This window comes from Prevotella denticola (genome assembly GCF_900454835.1).
GTDB classification, from domain to species: domain Bacteria; phylum Bacteroidota; class Bacteroidia; order Bacteroidales; family Bacteroidaceae; genus Prevotella; species Prevotella denticola.
Genome location: NZ_UGTM01000001.1, coordinates 1,240,049 through 1,261,787, shown reverse-complemented (window position 1 = coordinate 1,261,787; position 21,739 = coordinate 1,240,049). Strand labels below are relative to the sequence as shown.

The window sequence follows — 21,739 nt, the reverse complement described above, 5'->3', positions numbered from 1 at the left end:
TCCCTATGGTCGGATGGTAAAGTCCGAGACTTTTCCCCTTTCGTGCATTTTTTAATGACTATGCAAACAAAAAAAAGAAGACAATGAAAACAACGAAACTTTTATTATTGTCGGGCATATTTGCCTCATTGGGCATGCTCGCCTCCTGTGCCGACGACGACCTCGCCAATGGCGGCGGTAAGAACGACGGAGATAAAGGCACAGCCGTAACCTTCAACGTGAGCAACGCGCAGGACGACGCTCAAAACGCCATGGTAACACCCGTTGCCGGCAACACCCGCGCCTTCGCCGGTCCCGTTACCCGTGTGGGCTTCGCCAATGGACTCGCCATGCAGGGCCTCACGCCCGAGGATCTCACCTCGCAGAAACTCCCCGTGTCGGGAGCCGACAATGCCTGCCTCATCGAGACCACCACGGCAGGTGTGAATCCTCCCCCTGCGCAGGTGACCGACGCGCCCCAAACCCGCGCCAACATCACGAAGATTGATGAACTGGGACATTTCTCCACCATCGGCTTCCGCGGCACATCTTCCGGCAGCATCAATACGCCGTGGTTCTACAACGCGGACACCAACCCCGACGGCACCCTCGTAACACCCATACAGTGGTCGTGGGAACAGCCCTACGGCAAGTTCTTCGCCGTGTCGCCTCGGGAGGTCTCCTACGCCAAGCTCACGCTCTCGCCGGATGGAACCGCGGTGCCATACGTTGACTTCGAGGTGGAGCCTAAAGTGACTGACCAGCGAGACCTCATGACCGCCTGCTCGGGTGAGGTGCATTATGCCGTGCGTTTTGTCGCCCCCGAAACCAACCTCCGTTTCCGCCACGCCCTCACCGCCGTGCGCTTCAAAGTAGGGCAGAACCTCTCGTGGAGCAAGACCATCACCAAGGTGGAGATTGTCAATGCCATGAGCAAGGGACACTACACGCTGCCAACCGATGCCACCGGCGCGGGTGCGGCATGGTCGAGCCTTAGCACCCCCGCCACCTTCACCCTTGGCGGCGACGGTTCGGTGAACGTGAGCACCGCCGAGGCTGTGAACAACATCATCGTGGGCAAGCCCGGCGACAACTTCACTTTCTACATGATCCCGCAGGTACTCACTGGCAATAATGTACAAGTGAAAGTTACCCTCAACGACGGCAAGGTGCTCACTTCCACCCTCTCCGGCACATGGAAGCCCGGCACCACCAAGACCTACGCCCTGACAGAGGACCAATCCAAGTGGAACTATGTGTTTACTGTGGTGCGGTCTAACAACAATAAGCTCAAATACGACCAAACCGATGCCGGCACCTACACCGTGCAGAGCTACCGCAATGACAACAGTGTAAGCCCTCTCGTGCAGCAACCCGTGAAATGGAAGGTGGTGAGCTATCAGGAGAGCAAGGACGGCGGCGTGACATGGGAAACCGAAACCACCGTCAAGCCCGCTTGGCTTTCGCTAAGCAAGACCGAGGGCGACGGCAGCATTCTCGCCGCCGGAGAAACAGGCTCTGCCACCGTCACCAAAGACATCACCGACCGCTTAGCCATGTACAACAAGGTGCTGCACGATGCCGCACAGAAAGGCAGTGCCGGCAGCCCCTACGACCTGTCCAAGCACGACTTCAAGGGCAATGACACACAACGTAACACAGCCAACTGCTACCTCATCTCCGCTCCGGGCTGGTACAAGATACCGCTCGTATATGGCAACGCCATCAAGAACGGGGCAACCAACAGCAGCTCCTATCAGACCTCGAACACAAGTACTTATATTCTGAAAAACTTCAAGGACCATGCCGGAGCGAACATCACCTCTCCCTACATCAACGTGCAGAACTCCGGCAATCCTGCCACGCAGGCCAGCATCGTGTGGACCGACCAGAGCGGCATCGTGGAGGCGTCCAGCCTTTCGGTAACAGGCAGCGGTCAGAACTCTTATCTCAACTTCCACGTTCCCGCCGACAAGATCAAAAACGGTAACGCCGTCATCGCCGTGAAGAACGCTGCCGGCACTATCATGTGGTCTTGGCATCTGTGGTTCGACCACAAGGATGTACTTGAGACCGTGAAATACACCAACTACCAAAATAAGGACTACAACTTCACCAAGCAGACGCTCGGTTTCGCCTACCTCAAATGGGACGGCTCTATCTACGATAAAAACCGTATCGTCAAGGTCAAGTTTGAGCAGGCGGTTGGTCAGAAAACACCCGGCAAGCAGCATGCTACTATTACTATTGAGCAGGAGCCCGGCAGCGTCAAGGAGATTTCCTCCACTCTCTACCAGTTCGGTCGCAAGGATGCGCTCCCTGGAACAGATGATGTTCTTGAAGGCACTTTCAACAAGAACGGCGGCAATAATATGTCCGTCACGAACGGTATCCAGCATCCCGAGACTTTCTACACTGATGGCTCAACTTGGTATAGCGGTTACAGTCAGTACAACCTCTGGTCGATGGACAACACCACAACCGGTTTCAATGACAATGCCGTGGTCAAGACCGTCTATGATCCCTGCCCCGCAGGTTTCAAGATGCCTGCCTCCAACGCTTTCACCGGCTTCACTACTATGGGTAACAACAGCAATACACCATCCGAATGGAACGTCAGCGGTGCTTGGGACATGGGTTGGAACTTCAACAACAAAATCACTTCTCCCGATGCCACCGTATATTTCCCCGCTTCGGGTTATCGCGACTACTACGCCGGCGGTTCGCTGGACATCGTGGGCCTCGGCGGCTACTATTGGTCGGCTGTCCCGGGCGACGCGGACACCGGTTGCAACCTGTACTTCGGCTCGGGCGGCGTGTACCCGCAGGACGGCAGCATGCGGTCGTACGGGTTCTCCGTCCGTCCCGTCTCAGAATAATTCGATTCATTTGATTGATTGCCTGTGGCCTTCAAAGCCACAGGCTTACATACCGGCGAAGCCGGTCGGCAATATTTTTTTTCGGGGCTTTGCCCCCTCTCCGGCCGCGCCCTCCAACCAGAGTTCAATGAAAAAGTAATCAGCAAACCCGTTGGCGAAATTAATTTAGTGCGTATTTAATTCTTCCGATGGGTTTGTTATTAATAAAGTTGACATATTGTAATATGGTCAGCGCACTAATTTTCCCGATTATTCGGGCAAACAGACCATTTGTTATTTTCGCATAATTCCTGATAACCAAAAATTGATCTGTGAGTTGTGAGAAGAGAGTTTCAATCCTTTTTCTGGCTTTGGCAAAAGGGATTAATTTTGGTTTCCAATTCTTTTGGTCCAGCCTATATGGACATTCCAATCTAATGTGAGCCGTTTGGAAAAGATCGAGTTGAACATCAGCCCCTATATATCCCTTGTCGCCATAGATGTTACAGTCATGATAGACCAGCTTGACATCTTTCATATAATTGAGGTCATGCACGCTGGCCTTTGACAAGTCATAGGAGTGTATCACCCCACTTAACCCACAGAGTGCATTGAGTTTATAGCCAAAGTAATACATATTTTGAGATGCACAGAAGCCGAAATCCGGTGCTTGTGAGAAATCTCCCATTCGCCCCATCTTGCAACGCTTCCCTCTGGCAACCCTGCATACGGCTATCGGCTTGGAATCTACGAAGAATTGAGTTTCCCCACCGTCCATTTTGGCAGCGATTCTCTTTCGTATGTCTTCGCATAATCCTGCATTTTAATTCCGCCAACGGGTTAGTCTTGTATCTTGATACGTTTTCCTTGGGAATGAGGCCTTCTATTCCTTGTTCTGGCGTTTGCGCTCCAGATGGTCAAGTGTGATTTTACGCATACGGATGTTCTTCGGAGTTACCTCGACGTATTCGTCGCCCTTGATATACTCCAGACATTCCTCCAGACTCATTTCCGTCTTGGGGATGACACGTGCTTTCTCGTCGGACCCCGAGGCGCGGACGTTGGTCAGCTGCTTTGCCTTGGTAACATTGATGACGAGGTCGTTGTCGTGGACGTGTTCGCCGACAACCTGTCCGCCATAGACTTCTTCTCCCGCATCTATGAAGAACTTTCCCCGGTCCTGCAGCTTGTCGATAGCGTAGGCGTAGGCTGTACCGCTTTCAAGTGCAATCATCGAGCCGTTGGTGCGACGGACAATCTCGCCCTTGAACGGCTGGTAGTTCTTGAAACGGTGTGCCATGATCGCCTCGCCCTGACTGGCTGTCAGCACGTTGGTACGCAGGCCGATGATGCCGCGTGACGGAATCTCGAAGGTGATGTTCACACGGTCGCCTTCGGCATCCATACCGAGCAGGTCACCCTTCCGGCGTGTTACCATGTCGATCATCTTGCTTGAGAAGTCTGTCGGCACATTGATGGTCAGCTCCTCGATAGGCTCGCATTTCTTACCGTCGATTTCTTTGTAGATGACCTGCGGTTGTCCCACCTGCAGCTCGTAGCCCTCACGGCGCATTGTCTCGACGAGAACGGAAAGGTGGAGCACACCGCGTCCGCTGACAATCCACTTGTCCATGGAACCTTCCACCGGGCGGACACGCAGGGCAAGGTTTTTCTCCAGTTCCTTGTTCAGGCGTTCACTGATGTGGCGGGAAGTACAGAACTTTCCCTCTTTGCCGAAGAAGGGAGAGTCGTTGATGGTGAAGAGCATGCTCATCGTCGGCTCATCCACGGCGATGGGCGGCAGTGGCTCCGGATTGTCGAAGTCGGCAATGGTGTCGCCGATCTCGAATTTCTCCAGACCGATTACGGCACAGATGTCGCCGGAATCCACATGGTCCGTTTTCTTGTGCCCCATACCCTCGAAAGTATGGAGTTCCTTGATTTTCGTGCGTTCCTGTGTGCCGTCGCGGTGACAGATGGTGATGTTCTGCCCGTCTTTCAGTGTGCCGCGGTGTACACGGCCTACGGCGATGCGTCCTGTATAGCTTGAATAGTCCAGTGAGGTGATCAGCATCTGCGGCGTTCCCTCCAGCTGCTTCGGTGCAGGGATGGCCTCAAGGATAAGGTCGAGCAGGTATTCAATGTTGTCCGTCGGCTTCTTCCAGTCTGCCCCCATCCAGCCGTTCTTGGCCGAACCGTAGACGACAGGGAAGTCCAGCTGTTCTTCCGTGGCATTGAGGTCGCACATGAGGTCGAATACCATCTCATAGACTTCTTCCGGCCGACAGTTGGGCTTGTCAACCTTGTTGATGACAACCACTGGCTTCAATCCGAGCTGCAAAGCCTTCTGCAGCACGAAGCGTGTCTGCGGCATCGGCCCTTCAAAAGCGTCTACCAGCAGCAGGCAGCCGTCTGCCATGTTCAGCACACGTTCCACTTCACCGCCGAAGTCGGAGTGTCCCGGTGTATCGAGAATATTGATTTTGACTCCTTTCCAGTTGATACTTACGTTCTTGCTCAGAATTGTTATCCCTCGTTCGCGCTCCAAGTCATTGGAGTCGAGAACTTCACCGCTGTTGTCCTGTCCGTCACGGAAAAGTTTGCCAGCGAGCATCATCTTGTCAACCAGGGTTGTCTTTCCGTGGTCGACATGCGCAATAACTGCGATGTTACGAATGTCTTGCATTTATCTACCTTAAAAAAACTTACGCTTAATTACGGTGCAAAATTACGAATAAAAAATGGAAATCGCTTGTCGTTCCAATAAAAAGTTGTAACTTTGCACAGCATTTTCGGAGAGTCCGATGCATTTGAGGTCGTAACCCGTTGTGATTAAGGCGGCTAACGACGGAAAGATGTAATAGCAAGTCACATTAATCAAAACAAAAGCATGTATTTAGACAAGACCAAGAAAGAGGAAATTTTCGCACAGTACGGCAAGGCACAGAACACGACAGACACGGGTTCTGCAGAGAGTCAGATTGCGCTTTTCACTTATCGTATCAAGCACTTGACCGAGCACGTGAAGAAGCACCATAAAGACTATGTTACGACTCGTTCGCTGACGCAGCTCGTAGGCAAGCGCCGTGCTCTGCTCGACTATCTCTACGACCGTGACGTCAACCGTTACCGTGCCATTGTAAAGGCACTGGGTCTCCGCAAGTAAGATCGCCGGCAGCAAAATAAAAGGTAGGAAAGATGAAGCGTTTTTTAGGCTTCTCTTTCTTACCTTTTTTCATTTAGTCTATACAGCATTTTGCATTCGGGGCATATTGTCATGTTCTTCAAACGTCTTTTCCTGTCACTTCTATCACTCTTCGCAATCATATAAGCTGATGATTTACAGAATGTTTACGAAGAATGTTAAAAATGACAGCAAAAGAAAAATGAACTTATATTGTGAAAGGTGTAAAGGTTTTCCCTTATAGTGGATAGACTTTATCATCCCGAGTTCTGGATGGACCTCTTTATCTTTTTATTGCTTTCTTTCCATCAATGATATAAATTCCTTTTGGCAGATCTTTCCATGACTGTTGAAGACGAATACCTTGTAGGGAGAAGATGGCATTTGAGGTTTTATTATCATTTTTTGAGAAGTCGATTCCTGCAGGTCTCAACTCGTCGATAGTATAAAATACATGACGCATTGCAAGCGTATTCCACACATCCTGACGTTTTCCTTTTCGTTCGACATCTATGTGTACTTCGTAAGTGTGATTGGCTTCTAACTTAGATGTAGGGAAGGTGATACGTGTCTGGGTTGCATTATTTGCAGCATCACAAGGTAGGTATACGTTGTTGACAGCACCTAAATCAATCCATCTGCTGTTTGTCAGATCGAGCAGGCGATAGTAGATGGGTCCGCGATAACCATTTCTGATTTGATATCCACTGACTCTTGAATGGACTTGCAGGCCTATCTCTTTTGTTTTGTTGAGTTCAAAGGTTGTATAGTTTGCGTCCTTGCCATCCGCTAAGAAGTCAACATAATTAAATTCAATTGTACCTTCATCATTATGTGGCAGCACTTCTATCTCGAAAGGTTGCTTCATTGTAACAGGTATCAGCACGTCCGAGCCATTACGAGTGGCTCTTATGGAAAAGGTTACCTTGTAGGTTCCTACTCCCAAGGCACCGACTCTTCCCGAATTATAGTATTGTGGAAGCATATTGATTGCAAAAGAAGTGTTTCCCAGTCGTTGTGCCACAACATTTGGAGTGAGTAGAAAGCCATTGAATTCCTCGTTTGTTACAGTATTTTTAAGTGTCATTACCAAGTCGCCGCGCACTTCTTCTCGTCCAGGGTTGTACATGGTGAAACTGAAAGCAGCGTAATTTCCAGAGTCAAAATAGAACGGAGCAAGTAGGCTTGGTGCTTTCTCCATCACAACGATGTCTTTTGGATTATCTGTTTCGATATTCACTTCATTGTCTGTCAGCTGTACTTGCATCTCATTGGTATGGTTGACACGTGTCCATTCCCCATGCTCTTCGGTCTGTGTATCGAGCACCTCTGAGTAAACAGGTACTAAACGATAGTTTCCATTAGGAACTCCGTCGAAGTTAAAGTTGTTTACATCGAATGACATGGAAGTGAAGATGGATGCCCAAACATGGTCTGTACCTGTTGTTTGATAGACTTTTACCAGCTTGTCATTACTATCATACAGTGCAAGGCCAACCTTTCCTGTAAATACTCCCAGTTCGCCCTTAACAGAACTATATGTTCCTAATTTTTTAATCTCGGCAATAAAGGAATCAGTTCTTGTCCCTTTTGTTTTGTCAATTGAAAAAGTCGTGGTCGCCCGAGCGTCTAATCCCCGTGGTATGTCTGGTAAAGGAGTGGCTTTCCCGTTGTTTGGATGGACACACAAGACCTGCATTTCATCCCAGAAAGAACCTGTTAACCCATATCCTTGAACATTCAGATAGACAGTGTTAATATCGAAATATCCATCGTATTCACCTGCCCAACCCCAGTTGATGTGAATATATCCTCGTTCATCATAGCCATCAAAAACAAAAGCGTGGTTGCCTCCTGCAACTAAAAGAGGATACCCTTCAGATATTTCTTTCACCACCTCATTGTGGAACTCGTTTGCAGGCAGGAAGTCTTTATCAAGGAACTTCACTGTATAATTGAATGTGTGTCGAAGGGCATTGCAGGCGTATTGCAAATTAGAGTCGCTTCCTCTGTGATAGTATCTCATCCTGACAGCTTTGCCAATATCACGCATCAAGACACCGACTGCTTGTGCTGAACGGTCTGAGCGCATCTCCGCAACAGTATTCTTCATGTCATTCCACCAATAAGTTGTACTTTTCCTTGCTTCATCTCCCGTAGTTGCTACATAGTCGGTTGGGCGATTCTGGGGCCACTTATGATAGAACATTAACTGTGCGGTAGCTGTTGCAACGCATCCGGTAGGTGTTGTCCGGCTGCTGATAACCGGTGTGTATTTATTGAAAGGGTAGTATTGACTCCACTTGCAAGTGAGTAATGGCTCTACTCTCCGCTTGATCGGGCCCTGTTTCTGAGGTACTTGTAGAACATTGGTTCGCACAGCTTTCACTATGCGTTCATAGTCTTTTAAGAATTGGGTGACGTAAGTTGACTGACTGTTGACATCGTTCGACTTACAATTTCCGTAAGCAACAACTTCATTCAGCCTGTTTTCGCCTGATATGATGACGAATTTCTTATCGTTAGAATTTGTAAACAGATAATATGCAGGCTGTTCATGCGTTTCTGATGAGCGTGTCTGGGGTGTGTTGTCTGTGAGTTTCGGATTGTTGATATATTTGGATGCGATCTTTAAGGCCTGTTCTTCCGTAATCGGGTTAGCGTTAGCGAAAAGGATGTTTGCAAACAAAGTCAGTGCTAAAAATATCTTCTTCATTTGTTTATTCTGTTAGCCAAATCTATTGGTTTGTTATATTAAAAATCAGTTTGTAGGAATTTGGAAGAGGTTGAAAGGGTAGGCCAAGTCTGCTTCTCTTTGTGTAGATAAGTTATTCTTCCCATATTTCTTTTAATGGGGTCATTACAAATTCACGTTCCTGCATGAGCGGGTGGGGAATGATAAGGTCTGGTTCATGGGTACTTAGCTTGTCATAAAGCAGGATGTCCACGTCAATGATACGGTCGGTGTATTGTGCATTGACTGTTTTCTTCGTCCTGCCCATTTCACGTTCTATCTCCTGTGATGTCTCAAGCAGCTGCCGGGGGGCAAGGGGTGTTGAAACACATACGCAGGCATTGAGGAAGCGGTTGGGGCTCTCGAATCCCCAGGGCTCTGTCTCATAAAAAGAAGATTGGCGCAGGACTGTGCCAATCTTGTTTTCGATTCGTTCTATCGCCTCGTGCATGATGGCCTTCCTGTCGCCAAGGTTTGTGCCGAGTGCCAAGTAAACTGTGTGCATATCAATCGTTGAGAATCAACAGGGAGTCGCCGAAACAACCGAACATATAGCCGTTTTTTACCGCTTTGTCATATGCCTCCATCACGAGGTCGTAGCCGCCGAAGGCAGCTGTCTCCATCAGTAATGTAGAATAAGGATGATAGAAGTTGACCAGCATGGAGTCGGCAAAGCCGAAGTTGTAGGGCGGGAAGATGAATTCATTTGTCCAGCCATCGTATTCTTTCAGCATGCCATCTGTTCCCACTGCCGTCTCCGTCGCCTTTACAACGCTCGCACCAACGGCACAGAGATGATGTCCTGCCTGCTTGGCACTGTTTGCAATGCGGCAGGCATCGGCATTGATGTGCATCTCTTCGGAGTCCATTTTGTGCTTTGTCAGGTCTTCTACCTCGATGTCATGGAAAGTCCCCAGACCGCAATGCAGGGTGATAAAGGCTTTTTTAATGCCGCGGATGTCCATCATCTTCATCATGTGTTCAGAGAAATGGATGTTGGTACCCGGTGCGGAAACAGCCCCCTCGTTCTTTGCAAAAACCGACTGGAAATTCTCCATATCGTCAGCTGTGGCATGGGCAAACTCTTCCCCTTTCTCTTTCGGGCGGTTGTCTATGATGTAACGCGGCAACGGAGCTTCTCCCAGTGCATACAGCTCACGCTTGAACTCATCGTGCGGACAGTCGTAGAGGAAACGGAGCGTGCGGCCACGGGAGGTTGTGTTGTCGATGACTTCTGCCACCATCGTGCCGGACTCGTCGAAGAAGAGCTTGTTGCCGATACGGATTTTACGTGCCGGCTCGACCAGTACGTCCCAGAGCCGCATCTCCTGGTTCAGCTCGCGGAGCAGGAACACCTCTATCTTCGCATCTGTTTTCTCCTTCGTTCCGTACAGGCGGGCAGGAAATACCTTCGTGTCATTGAAGATGAAGGCATCCCCCTCATCGAAGTAGCTGAGCACATCCTTGAAACGGATGAAATCCGTTTCCTTTGGTTCACCCTTGACTTCCCCCTTGAACATATCAATCTTGCCGGATGTGCGGTGGAGTACCATCAGGCGACCTTCGTCCCGGCGCGTGACCGTAAAGGTCTGTGTACTGCCATCGCTGCGTGTGAGTACACGGTCGGATGAATGTGGGTACAAGGCTACCTGCTCTTTGGGCAGGTTGAATTTAAACTGTGAAAGCTTCATATTGCTATTTGGGAAGTTTATTGTTTTTCAATTTTCTGCTGCTGGAGCCAGTTGTCGAACTGGTCGTAACTGATGCAATTTTCTACCCGCACGTCTCCGACACGTGTGCGGCGCAATGCCGTGAGATAGGCTCCGCTGTTCACGGCACGCCCGAAATCACGTGCCAATGCCCGGATATAGGTTCCTTTACCGCAGACTATACGGAGTCTGATCCGCATTTTTGCTGTGTCAAAGTCCAGCACTTCTATCTCGTCAATATGGATATGTTTGGGCTTCAGCGTCACCTCTTCTCCGTTCCTGCGGTAGTTGAAGGCGCGTTTCCCGTCTACTTTCACCGCACTGTACGTTGGAGGTATCTGTTCTATGTCGCCTACGAATCGTGGTAGGGTCTCGTCAATCAGTTCACGTGTGATGTGTTCCGTCGGGAAAGTCCCGTTCACTTCATGCTCCATGTCATAGCTTGGAGTAGTCGCACCTAACTGGAATGTCGCCGTATATTCCTTCGTGTGTGCTTGCAGGGTTTCTATCTGCTTGGTCATCTTTCCTGTAGCCAGGATGAGGACACCTGTTGCCAGGGGATCAAGTGTTCCGGCATGGCCGATTTTCACCTTTCCGTCGTTTGCCTGTGTGCAAAGATAGCGTATGTGTGCCAAAGCCTTGAAACTTGTGATTCCATAGGGTTTGTCGATGGGAATAACTACTCCTTCCTTGAAGTTCATCAGAATATATTGTAGGTGAAAATTCAGTCAACCATGTTCAGTGACATACCGGAGAGCAGCATCACAAGGATGACGACTCCCACGATGATACGATACCAGCCGAACCACCTGAAGCCATACTTCGCCAGGAAGTTCACAAACCACTTCATGGCCAGCAGCGCAACGACAAACGAAACAATACAGCCTACAGCCAGCATTGTCAGGTTATGTGCCGTAGCCCAGGAACCGTCTTCTTTCAGCAGGTCGAGCAGGTCGAGCAAGGTCGCACCCGCCATAGTCGGTACGGCCAGGAAGAATGAGAACTCTGCTGCCCGCCTCCGTGTCAGCCCGTTTGCCATGCCTCCTACGATGGTTGCCATTGAGCGGCTTGTTCCAGGAATGACCGACAGGCACTGGAACAGACCAATGTTGAAGGCTCTTTTCTCGTTTACTCTGTTCTCCTCCTTGCCCTTGTTGAAAATTCTGTCACAGAAAAGCATGAACACACCGCCCACGACAAGCATTACCGCTACGACCCATACAGAGTCGAGCAGCCAGTCGAGCAGTCCGCTCTTCTTTGCAGCCATACCGATGACAACAGCCGGCAGCACGCCCACAAAAAGCAGCCAGTAGAACCGGACAGGATGTATCATCCTGAGAAAGGGCGACTTGCAGTCGGCTGGTACAGGTGTATGGTCAATGTGGAAGAACCGTCTCCAGTACAGGCATACTACGGAGAGGATGGCACCGAACTGGATGATGAATGTGAAGGCATGGACGAAAGCATCGCCCTGCTGCACACCCATAAGATTCTGTGTGATGATCAAGTGTCCTGTCGAGGACACAGGAAGGAATTCTGTCAGTCCTTCGACGATGGAGATGATGATGGTCTGTAGAAGAGTCATTATACCTCCACGTCTTTAGGCGTTTTCGGCTGATAGAGTATTGCACCGATGATGGAGACGAACCCGATGAAGGTCACGACCGGCGCAACCTTGATGTGCCGTGTACTGAATATGCTCGGGTCGAAAACAGTCTCGTTAGAGGAACCGCCGCTCATAAGGATGAATCCGATGACGACAATGGCGATACCGACTGCCAACAGGATGAAGTTGGCCTTTCCGAAAGCTAAATTTCTTTTGTTCATATTTTCTTAGGCGATGATAGGCGATGATAGGAGGAAGGGGGATAAGTGATGATAGGCGATGATGGTCAGCCTTTTCTTCTTTTACCTTTTTACTTTTGGTTCATATTTTATACAGGTCGCCGGCTTTCATGCGAAGGAATCTGTTTACTGATAGCCATGAGCAGAAAACGGCTATAAGAACGCCGAAAGCCAGCATGACAGCTGCCGTTATGACCAGTGCCCCCCATGACAGCACCTTTGTAATGTCCGGCTCGTAATCATAGAGGAAACATATTCCGACACCCAGCACGACGATGGCCAGCAGGGCGGAGACCAGACCCTCCAGCACGGCACGGCGCAGGAACGGGGCACGGATGAAATTCCATGATGCTCCCACGAGTTTCATCGTATGGATGGAAAAGCGACGTGCATAGATGCTCAGGCGAATGGTATTGTTTATCAAAGAGAAAGAAACAATCGTAAGCAGAACGGCAATCACCAGCAGTACCAGACTGATTTTGCCAAGTGTGTGGTTTACGCTCTCTACCAGACTCTGCGGATAAGTGATGTCGCTTACGCCACGATAGGTACGCAGCTCCTGGACAACATTCCTGATGGAATCGTTGTTGGCATAATTGGCTTTCAACTGTATTTCTATCTCCCCGGTGAATGGGTTCTCCCCGGCAAATTCGGCAGGGTTGGCTCCCAGTTCGCGTGTCCCCTCTTTCAAAGCCTGTTCCTTGCTGACGAAATTGAGGCTGTTGATGTAATGCAACGAGCGCACGCGCTGACAGAGTGCGGCACTCTCTTCCGTACTCATATCTGGCTGGAGAATCATCGTGATGGTGAGGTTCTCCTTTACATAAGAACTGAGATTGCGACTGGTGAAGCCTGTCAGTACGACCATGCCAATCAGCATCAGAACCATTGCCGTACTGATACATAGTGTAACGACCTGCAGGCTGTGATGGCTGCGGGCTTTGTTTCTTCTTTTTGCCATTTCCGAAAAGATGTAATACACCGAAATTGCTGCAAAGATACAGCAAAATAAAAGAACGGCAAAAGAATTTATAGTTTATTTAGACTTGCTTTTACTTTTCCTTTGCCATAGCTCAACGATGTAATTTATTTGTTTTATCTTTGCATGCATATCCCTCGTCTTTCACATCTTAAATGAAAATGAAATGAGTACGATCATCTATCCTTCCCCCATTTTCGGTCCCGTCCATAGCCGTCGCCTGGGCATTTCGCTGGGTATCAACCTGATGCCGGCAGACGGAAAGATATGCACCTTCGACTGCATTTACTGTGAATGCGGCTTCAACAATGACCATAAGACGAAGACCCCTCATCCCGCCCGTGAAGTCGTTGCCAAGGCGCTGGAAGCGAAGCTGAAAGAGATGCTGCGGGAGAACGTACACCCTGACGTGCTGACTTTCGCCGGCAATGGAGAGCCGACATCGCATCCTCATTTTGCTGAAATCATCGACGATACCATCCGCCTGCGCAACGAATACTGCCCGCAGGCGAAGATTTCCGTCCTCAGCAATTCTACCTTCATCCATCGTCCGAAGATACACGAGGCACTTTCGAAAGTGGACAACAACATCCTGAAGCTCGACACCATCAGCCCCGGTTATATAAACAAGGTGGACCGTCCTGTCCAGCCGTCCTACGACGTGAACCGTATCATTGCCGGCATCAAGGCTTTCAATGGGCAGGCCATTATCCAGACAATGTTCCTGAAAGGTACAACTGAGGGTGGGGAAGATGTTGACAACACCTCTGAATCTTTCATCGCTCCATGGCTTGAAGCCGTCAAGGAGATAGCCCCTCGAGAGGTTATGATTTACACTATCGACCGCGAGACTCCCGACCGTTTTCTCCGCAAGGCAACACATGAGGAACTGGATGCTATCCGCGACCGTGTTGTTGCATTGGGGATACCCTGTACTGCATCGTATTGATCATGTCTGCTGCCTGGCATACAGCCTCCAACAGGCATCTTTTCTTTATCTGTTATACGTTGATATGGATATACAATCCTGCTCACAATGCAGGTAACACTTGCCTGATGTATAGGCAAGCGTTGCCCGCGGACAATATTGGTCATACGGCCGTTTGGCTTGACATCACAAGTTTAGAAGCGGAAACTTAATTCCAGGTCAAACATTGAGTAATCGGGATGTCCCATTGGGATGTGCTGGGAACGATCGTGGACATAGGAATAAATACCACTTATTTCAAGGTTCTTGTTGAATTCGTAGTCAAGTCCCAGATCGTACTGTGTGCGTTGTTTCTGCGCCCCGTCCGATGGCTGGTACATATCGTAGCGTGCCTTGGCATGGAACTTTCCGGGAATGATCGGTGCGATGACCAGGGCATAGACACCCTGTGCCTTGTTGCCGTCAGCACTGAGGTTGCAGTCACTGGCAGCAGCGTCATCCGTATGGCTCAGTGTCTTTGCGAAAGCATAACCTGTGGAATGGACGAACTCTGAACGGACCGTCCAGTCATTCGTTTTGTATTCAGCCGAGAAAGCATAACGGCGCTGTTGCAGGCTGCGTACGCCGGTCTGGGGATTGCCGGCCTCATCTGTCCAGTATCCTTTCCTGGCGTATGATCCCGTCCAGCCGAACCAGCCCAGCCGCATTCCCTCTACGGGCATTATCCATACGCCGCCGATAAGGTTCTTCTGCTGGTCTACATCCTTCACGTTGATGCCCTGTCCGTCGAACACTCCCACCTGATAGTGAACGAGGTTTCTGCCTGCCTTGTTCTTCAGGAAGTCGCCCTGTATCTGTATGCCGATGTCACGGCCGTTGGAGGGGTGTGCCCCAGCCCTGTCGGAGAAGCCGGCCAGTTTCAGTACGCTCTGTGCCACGCTCATAAATCCCTGGTCAATAGGATGAATCGGATTGTCGAAGGTAAAGGGATTCTTGAACTGTCCCGCTTTCACACGGAGGAAGTCGTATTTCTGCCATTCGGCGAAGAGGTCTACCATGCGCGGCGACGTTCCCAACGTGGATGTGTTGCCGTTGAACTGCAGCTGTGCTTTCCAGTACCAGTCGTCAAGGATGCGCCCGTCGAGCGAGATACGTCCCAGACGCAGATTGAAAGTGTTCGACTTGTCGGTCTTTCCGTTGTGCAGTCCGTTGTACTGGTATTGCACGATACCAAAGCCGGACAGCCTGACATTATTGATCCACTTCGGTGTCTGCGTATAGCCGAAGGCTGAACATAGCACCATTGCTGTAAGAAGAATTGTTTTTCTCATGACTCTATATTTAGGTAATGATTATATGATTTCAGGTCGGAATTCTCAATGTCTATGGTGCAAAGATAGCGTTTTATCAAGTAAAAACAAAATATTACCTGTCTTTTTTATCCTGTGATGGTCTTTGTAATGCAGAGCGGAAGAAGAAGACGGCCAAATGTGTCCGGGTGTTAAACAGAGTGTCGGACAAATATCAGTCAGGATGATGTCAAAGTCAAGTCTTGTGCCTATTGTTCCCAATCGCTTGGGACTATGCTTCCCGGGCCTCGGGACACCTGTTCCCGACCGGTCGGGAACAGGTGTCCCGAGGCCCGGGGATTTTCATTCCGTGTCCTGTCCGACAGTTCATGATAGGTCAACTCCATGAAAAATCCCACCATGGTCAGCCTGCTGTGCTGCCCCATGGTGGGAATCCGTCATGGATGTATTTCTCATTACCGTCTTATCATGACGGTCGGGGAAATCTATTTGTTCACTTGCCCAGCTGTCTCTTCAACAGCTCCGGGATTTCACTTGTCTCACGTGCTACCGGTACACCGACAGCCTCGAAGGCAGCGATTTTCTCACTTGCAGAGCCCGAACCGCTTGAGATGATGGCTCCGGCATGGCCCATCTGCTTGCCCGGAGGAGCCTGCTGGCCGGAGATGAACACTGCCACAGGCTTTGTTACATGCTCCTTGATGAATCTGGCTGCACGTTCTTCTGCATCGCCGCCGATTTCTCCGATGAGTGCAATGCTGTCCGTCTCGGGGTCGTCCTGGAACATACGGAGCAGGTCTTCAAAGTAAAGCCCCACGACCGGGTCGCCGCCTACACCGACTGCCGTAGACTGTCCCAGACCAGCCTGTGTGAGGTTGTAGACGACCTCGTAGGTAAGTGTACCGCTGCGGCTGATCACGCCTGTATGTCCTTTCTTGAAGATATTGGTAGGCATGATTCCTGCCATGCTCTCCTCCGGAGAAATCAATCCCGGGCAGTTCGGACCGATGACCTTCACCCCTTTTATCCTTGCATAACGCTGTGCGGCAACGGCATCAAGAGTAGGAACGCCCTCGGTGATGCAGATGACGAGTTCTATGCCGCCGTCAATCGCTTCGAGCATGGCATCCTTTGCGAAAGGTGCAGGGACGAAAATGATGGATGTGTTGGCACCGGTTGCTGCCACAGCTTCCTTTACGGTGTTGAACACAGGGATGCCGCTGACCTCCTGACCGGCTTTTCCGGGAGAGGTGCCGCCCACCACGTTAGTACCATATTCTTTCATCTTTGATGCGTGGAAACTGCCGTCGCGACCTGTAATACCCTGTACGATTAATTTGGTATCTTTGTTGATCAGAATACTCATAGCTTTTGTGTTTTTAAAGTTTTTTGCTCAGTTCTACTGCCTTGTGTCCTGCATCGGCCATGCTGGTGCCGACGGTGAAGTGAGTACCTTCGAGGATGGCTCTGCCTTCGGCTTCGTTGGTCCCCGTCAGGCGGATGACGATAGGAATGTCTGTCTTGATTACCTTGAAGGCCTCGAGGAGCCCGTTGGCAACGTCGTCGCAGCGTGTGATACCGCCGAAGATATTGATCAGCACCACCTTTACGTGCCCGTCGCTCAGGAGAAGTTTCATGGCCTCGACAATCTTCTCGGGGTTGGAACTGCCGCCGATGTCAAGGAAGTTGGCCGGTTCGCCGCCATATAGCTTGATCATGTCCATGGTCGCCATGGCAAGTCCGGCACCGTTCACCATACATCCGATGCTTCCGCCCAGGTTCACGTAGCTGAATCCCTTGTCCTTGGCTTCACGCTCCTTGCGTTCCTCAGCGGTTGGTTCGAAGAGCGAGGCAACGTCCGGGTGGCGGAAGAGGGCATTGTCGTCGAAGGTCATTTTGGCATCGATGGCTTTCAGCGTGCCGTCCTTCAGCATGACCAGCGGGTTGATTTCAGCCAGAGAGGCATCTTTTTCGGTGAATAGTCTATAGATGTTCTTGAAGATAGGTACAGCCTGCTTCACCTGTGCCATGTTGTCGAAGAGCTTGAAAGCCGCCTCACGTGCAAGGTAATCGCTCATGCCGACAACGGGGTCGATGACGATTTTCTCTATTTTCTCCGGTGTTTCCTTGGCAACCTGTTCAATGTCCATGCCTCCCGCCCGGCTCAGCATCAGCATCGGACACTTTGACTTGCGGTCGACGAGAATACTCATATAGTATTCCGATGCAATGTCAACAGCTTCGCTGACGAGAACTCTGTCAACGACAAAACCCTTGATGTTCATGCCCAGGATGGCTTCGGCATGCTGCCGGATTTCGGCTTCGTTGCTTCCGAGCTTCACGCCGCCGGCTTTCCCTCGTCCACCCGTGTGAACCTGTGCTTTCACCACGGCTTTCTCAACACCTAACTGCTTGTAGGCAGCCACAGCTTCTTCGGGAGTCTTGCAAACGATGTTGCGGTCCACCGGAAGTCCATAACTTGCAAAGAATTTCTTTGCCTGGTATTCATGTACCTTCATAAGATTTGGTTTTAAATTATAAAATGATAGTTGAGTTGTTTAGGTTCTTGCTTGTTTGCGGCACGTCTCAATAGTCTCGTGCCGCTCTCTCTCCCCGCAGGACGGCCAGGGCGTTCTCTGTCAGTGCCTTCATCTCGTCCTGTCCCGGATAGACGTGGATGGGCGCAAGGTAATTGAGCCGACGCTTGAGCCGTTCGATGATATAGTCGCATTTTGCCATGCCGCCTGTCAGGAGGATGGCATCCACCTTCCCATACAACACGGCCCCCTCGGCGGCAATGTTCTTTGCGATGTGCCATATCATGGCTGACACCACGACTTCGGCATGCTTGTCGCCGGCTTTTATCCAGTTCATTATCTCCTTGAGATCGTTCGTGCCGAGGTGGGCAATGAGGCCTGCCTGTCCACTTACTTTCTTCAGCAGCTGGTCCTCGGTATATTTCCCGCTGAAGCAGAGGTGAATCAGGTCGGCTGCCGGCAGAGTGCCGGCCCGCTCCGGCGAGAACGGACCTTCGCCGTCTAAGGCGTTGTTGGCATCAATGGCCCGGCCGTGGTCGTGGGCGGCAATGGATATTCCTCCTCCGAGATGACAGATGATCAGGTTCAGTTTCTCGTAGGTTGTCCCCATGTCCTTGGCGAACCGTCTGCCGATGGCTTTCTGGTTCAGAGCGTGCCAGATGCACATCCGCGGCATCAGCGGAGAGCCCGAAACGCGTGCCTCCGGCTCCATTTCGTCAACGACTCCCGGGTCGGCGATGAAGCTCCGGCAGCCCGGTATGTCCCGTGCAATCTCGTCGGCAATCATGCAGCCGAGGTCGCAGACGTGCTGGTGGATGGCCTGCTGCTGGTCGATGATCATCTTTTCCGTGATGGCGAAGACACCGCTGGGGACAGGCTTAGCCAGTCCGCCCCGTCCGATGACGGCATCGAAGTCGAGTGGGACGTTGCGTTTCTTCAGTTCCTCGATGACGACCTGCTTACGGAAGTGGAACTGGTCGGATATGCGCTTGAATATGCGCAGCTCTTCCTGGGAGTGGGCAATGTCTGCCACAAATACCGGCTGGTCGTCGTTCGCAAGTGAAATCTTTGTGGATGTTGATCCGGGGTTGATTGCTAATATCTTGTATGCCATAACGTCTTGTTATACCTAATTTTAATATATGTATGGGCTTGTGTGCCACAACGCTTGGTTACACATTAATATATTATATGCTGCTTGTCTATGTTTATCTGTTACTTGGAAATCAGGCTTGCAAGGGCAAGGCTGTAGAACTTGGAGTCGATGGTGTCGCCTCGGCTGGGCAGCACGACGGGTGCCATTGTACCTTGGAGGACGGCGGCAGTCTCGGCATGGCAGAAGAGGGTGACGGCTTTATAGAACAGATTGCCGGCCTCGATGTCGGGAAATACCAGTGCATCAGCATCACCTCCAATGGGCGAGCAGATCTGTTTGACCTTCATGGCTTCAGCCGAACAGGATGTCTTCAGATCCAGCGGACCGTCGATGATGCAGGGACCGAAAGCTCCGGACTCTCCTTCTTTCCGGAGTGTGGAATAAGAAGCTGTATAGGGGAAATGGCGTTCATCCACCTTTTCGGAACAGTGGATAAGGGCAACCTTGGGACATTCAATCTGGAAGGCATGACAGAAATCAACGAGGTATCTTACCTGTTCCCGACGCTGCTGGTCGGTCGGTGTGGGGATGACGGCGGCATCTGTAAAGAAGAGCAGCTTGTGGTATTCTGGCAGCCGGGCAGCCGTGATATGTGTCAGCACCGTGTCTTTCGGCAGGATTCCGAGCTCTTTGTCCAGTATGGCACGCAGCAGTACATCCGTGTTCAGGAAGCCCTTCATGATGATGTCAGCCTGCTTCTCCCTTACCAGTCCGACAGCTTTCCGTGCTGCTTCTTCAGCTCCCTGGACGGTCACAGACCTGAAACCATGTGCTCCGGCATAGTTTTTCCGGGTTTCTTCAGAACAGACCAGTACCGGCTCGATGAATCCTTCTTGTGCTGCTCTGCTGACAGCCTCCTGTGTATGACCGTCTTCCGGCCATACCACAACGGTACGTCTGCATATCTTCTTCTGTTTGAGAAGGTTGATGAGCTGTCTAAAGTCTTTGATCGTCTTTCTTTGTTCTGGCATAGTTAATCGATTTTCAGTTATATTCCGATGATGTGACAAAGATACTACTTTGTTTTGAAATATAACCTTTCTTTTGAGAAAAAACATAAGAAAATTCTTTTTTTCAGCTCCGTTGATGTATATTTGCGGATAAATTAGAGATTGAAATATGATACGTCTGTACTTTATCCTGCTTGCGTGCTTTGTCCCTACACTGGTGCCGGCCCAGCGGATGTCACGTGCCTACATTCCTCATGGTGCTATCTTCTACAACAGCCGCTGGCAAGGTGTCGCCAGTGCCGACAAGGCTTCGTATTACCGTGTCCTGGCGGTTGACGACAGCGGACGGAAGATGTTCTACGACTATTTCATCACCGGACAGCTGCAGGCCGAGAAGCATTACATTTCCCTCAGCAGGCAGAACGACCGCAACACGGTACTGGACGGCGTGTGCCGGACCTTCCACAAGTCGGGTAGGGTGGAGTCTGTCATGCAGTACAGGAACGGCAAGGCAGACGGCCGTGCCTTGTCCTTCTTCCCGAGCGGCAATATCGGAATGAAGCTGAGTTATCGTAATGGAGTCCTTGACGGACCCTGTTATACTTACAATGAAAACGGTCATCTTGAATATACCACCCTATGGCGCAATGGTACCAAAGTCAGCGAGACGCGGGGTGGGAAGGACCATTATATAGACAAGACCACCAATGAAGATGCCTTCTGCGAGCGTTACCGCCATGATGAGGCATTGATCATGGCGCAGTCGAAGACCGTCTCGAAGAGGCAGGGAATCCATGTGTCGGAAGTAAAGGGAAAGAAAGGCAACACGGGAAAGACCATGGCCTGTAATGCAGATCGTGAAGATGTGCAGATGGTTTCAGGCAGACTGCCGGCTCATGCGGCTGTCATGTCGGACCGTAAGAATACTCATGTCAGGTCTTCAAAGGCAATGACAAAGGAGGAAAGGCTGGCAGCGGACGTAAGGTATCCAGACGGTCCGGCAGGCGGTTCCGCCCCGGTGAAAGTGTTTGGGGTATCTGCTGTCTCAGGCATTCCCCCATACTTTTTTTCTTTTCCTGATCTGTACAGCCTGCTGAACGTCGATGGCGAACGTATGAGGAGTACGGCCGAACTGGCGGCGTTGGGCAGGAGATTTCGGTTGGATGTTTCACAGACAATCGACGGCTATGGCACACAGAAGGAAATCATCTTCCATCACAATATGACTTATGATGTACAGAACGGCAGAGACAGGGTGACAGGCAGCAATCCACGGCAGATCGGATTCTTCGGTTCTTCCGCAGGCGGCAGGCTCTCCATAGACCGCATCAATCTCTTCACGGGGTCGGAAGATGAGATGCTCTTCTTTGCCCGACAGGCTGTCGAAGCCGGTTATAAGGTGCTTGGAGGGGGGGAGTATCGTGCGTCGGACGGCAATTTCATCCTAGAACACGGGAATGTACTGGCAGTTTATGGGGAGCGAGATGTCATCGTCACTTTCACCCATCAGCCCGGTCTCTATGCCGGACTTTACCATATCCAGATGGATGTGAGGTGATGTAAGAAATTG

17 protein-coding genes and 1 pseudogene are annotated in these 21,739 nt (G+C 50.6%); 4 read left to right on the top strand and 14 right to left on the bottom strand.

All coding sequences use genetic code 11. The features are described from left to right. Positions 1-83 precede the first annotated feature (83 nt). Positions 84-2,858 (top strand): fimbrillin family protein, encoded by a 2,775-nt coding sequence (locus DYH27_RS05365; RefSeq protein WP_051132064.1) that lies wholly within the window; start codon positions 84-86, stop codon positions 2,856-2,858. A 160-nt stretch (positions 2,859-3,018) separates the two neighbouring features. Here the strand turns inward: DYH27_RS05365 and DYH27_RS05360 are convergent. Together DYH27_RS05360 and typA are read right to left on the bottom strand one after the other, a co-directional pair. Then, positions 3,019-3,657, bottom strand: a pseudogene (locus DYH27_RS05360) (IS982 family transposase); the annotation flags it as partial. A gap of 63 nt (positions 3,658-3,720) precedes the next feature. Then, entirely contained in the window at positions 3,721-5,523 is a 1,803-nt protein-coding gene (gene typA, locus DYH27_RS05355; protein ID WP_004352346.1) for a translational GTPase TypA, read from the bottom strand. 204 nt (positions 5,524-5,727) lie between these two features. On the opposite strand from typA, the gene rpsO reads away from it, so the two are divergent. Next, positions 5,728-6,003, top strand: a complete 276-nt coding sequence (gene rpsO, locus DYH27_RS05350) for a 30S ribosomal protein S15 (protein ID WP_004352334.1) — start codon at positions 5,728-5,730, stop codon at positions 6,001-6,003. Between the two features lie 301 nt (positions 6,004-6,304). On the opposite strand, the gene DYH27_RS05345 is transcribed toward rpsO, so the two are convergent. The 7 genes from DYH27_RS05345 to DYH27_RS05315 form a co-directional block, all read right to left on the bottom strand. Further along, entirely contained in the window at positions 6,305-8,737 is a 2,433-nt protein-coding gene (locus DYH27_RS05345) for a C10 family peptidase (protein WP_025067369.1), read from the bottom strand. 112 nt (positions 8,738-8,849) lie between these two features. Next, positions 8,850-9,260 carry a 2-amino-4-hydroxy-6-hydroxymethyldihydropteridine diphosphokinase gene (gene folK, locus DYH27_RS05340; RefSeq protein WP_004352374.1) on the bottom strand — a complete coding sequence of 137 codons (411 nt, stop codon included), beginning with the start codon at positions 9,258-9,260 and terminating at the stop codon, positions 8,850-8,852. 1 nt (position 9,261) lies between these two features. After that, positions 9,262-10,446 (bottom strand): S-adenosylmethionine:tRNA ribosyltransferase-isomerase, encoded by a 1,185-nt coding sequence (locus DYH27_RS05335; RefSeq protein WP_004352368.1) that lies wholly within the window; start codon positions 10,444-10,446, stop codon positions 9,262-9,264. A gap of 17 nt (positions 10,447-10,463) precedes the next feature. After that, a complete protein-coding gene (gene truB / locus DYH27_RS05330; RefSeq protein WP_025067370.1) occupies positions 10,464-11,165 on the bottom strand; it encodes a tRNA pseudouridine(55) synthase TruB in 702 nt (233 codons plus the stop codon). A 23-nt stretch (positions 11,166-11,188) separates the two neighbouring features. Next, positions 11,189-12,049, bottom strand: coding sequence for an undecaprenyl-diphosphate phosphatase (locus tag DYH27_RS05325; RefSeq protein ID WP_025067371.1), 861 nt, complete (start codon positions 12,047-12,049; stop codon positions 11,189-11,191). Further along, positions 12,049-12,291: a DUF3098 domain-containing protein gene (locus tag DYH27_RS05320; RefSeq protein ID WP_025067372.1), complete on the bottom strand. Its 243-nt coding sequence runs from the start codon at positions 12,289-12,291 to the stop codon at positions 12,049-12,051. The genes DYH27_RS05325 and DYH27_RS05320 overlap by 1 nt, the downstream gene beginning before the upstream one ends. A 100-nt stretch (positions 12,292-12,391) precedes the next feature. After that, positions 12,392-13,270 carry a cell division protein FtsX gene (locus DYH27_RS05315; protein ID WP_025067373.1) on the bottom strand — a complete coding sequence of 293 codons (879 nt, stop codon included), beginning with the start codon at positions 13,268-13,270 and terminating at the stop codon, positions 12,392-12,394. A gap of 184 nt (positions 13,271-13,454) precedes the next feature. On the opposite strand from DYH27_RS05315, the gene DYH27_RS05310 reads away from it, so the two are divergent. Continuing rightward, positions 13,455-14,237 carry a radical SAM protein gene (locus DYH27_RS05310; protein WP_004352340.1) on the top strand — a complete coding sequence of 261 codons (783 nt, stop codon included), beginning with the start codon at positions 13,455-13,457 and terminating at the stop codon, positions 14,235-14,237. A 173-nt stretch (positions 14,238-14,410) separates the two neighbouring features. On the opposite strand, the gene DYH27_RS05305 is transcribed toward DYH27_RS05310, so the two are convergent. The 5 genes from DYH27_RS05305 to DYH27_RS05285 all read right to left on the bottom strand — a co-directional run bounded on the left by DYH27_RS05305 (position 14,411) and on the right by DYH27_RS05285 (position 20,190). Next, positions 14,411-15,547 carry a porin gene (locus DYH27_RS05305; RefSeq protein ID WP_029216400.1) on the bottom strand — a complete coding sequence of 379 codons (1,137 nt, stop codon included), beginning with the start codon at positions 15,545-15,547 and terminating at the stop codon, positions 14,411-14,413. Positions 15,548-16,019: 472 nt separating this feature from the next. After that, complete coding sequence (gene sucD / locus DYH27_RS05300) at positions 16,020-16,892, bottom strand: succinate--CoA ligase subunit alpha (RefSeq protein ID WP_029216399.1); 873 nt, start codon at positions 16,890-16,892, stop codon at positions 16,020-16,022. A gap of 13 nt (positions 16,893-16,905) precedes the next feature. After that, entirely contained in the window at positions 16,906-18,045 is a 1,140-nt protein-coding gene (gene sucC, locus DYH27_RS05295) for an ADP-forming succinate--CoA ligase subunit beta (RefSeq protein WP_025067374.1), read from the bottom strand. Between the two features lie 67 nt (positions 18,046-18,112). Then, positions 18,113-19,177 (bottom strand): butyrate kinase, encoded by a 1,065-nt coding sequence (gene buk / locus DYH27_RS05290; protein ID WP_025067375.1) that lies wholly within the window; start codon positions 19,175-19,177, stop codon positions 18,113-18,115. A 101-nt stretch (positions 19,178-19,278) separates the two neighbouring features. Beyond that, positions 19,279-20,190, bottom strand: a complete 912-nt coding sequence (locus DYH27_RS05285; RefSeq protein ID WP_025067376.1) for a phosphate acyltransferase — start codon at positions 20,188-20,190, stop codon at positions 19,279-19,281. 148 nt (positions 20,191-20,338) lie between these two features. Between DYH27_RS05285 and DYH27_RS05280 the strand changes: the two genes are divergently transcribed. Then, a complete protein-coding gene (locus DYH27_RS05280) occupies positions 20,339-21,727 on the top strand; it encodes a toxin-antitoxin system YwqK family antitoxin (RefSeq protein WP_025067377.1) in 1,389 nt (462 codons plus the stop codon). The last annotated feature ends 12 nt before the right edge of the window (positions 21,728-21,739 follow it).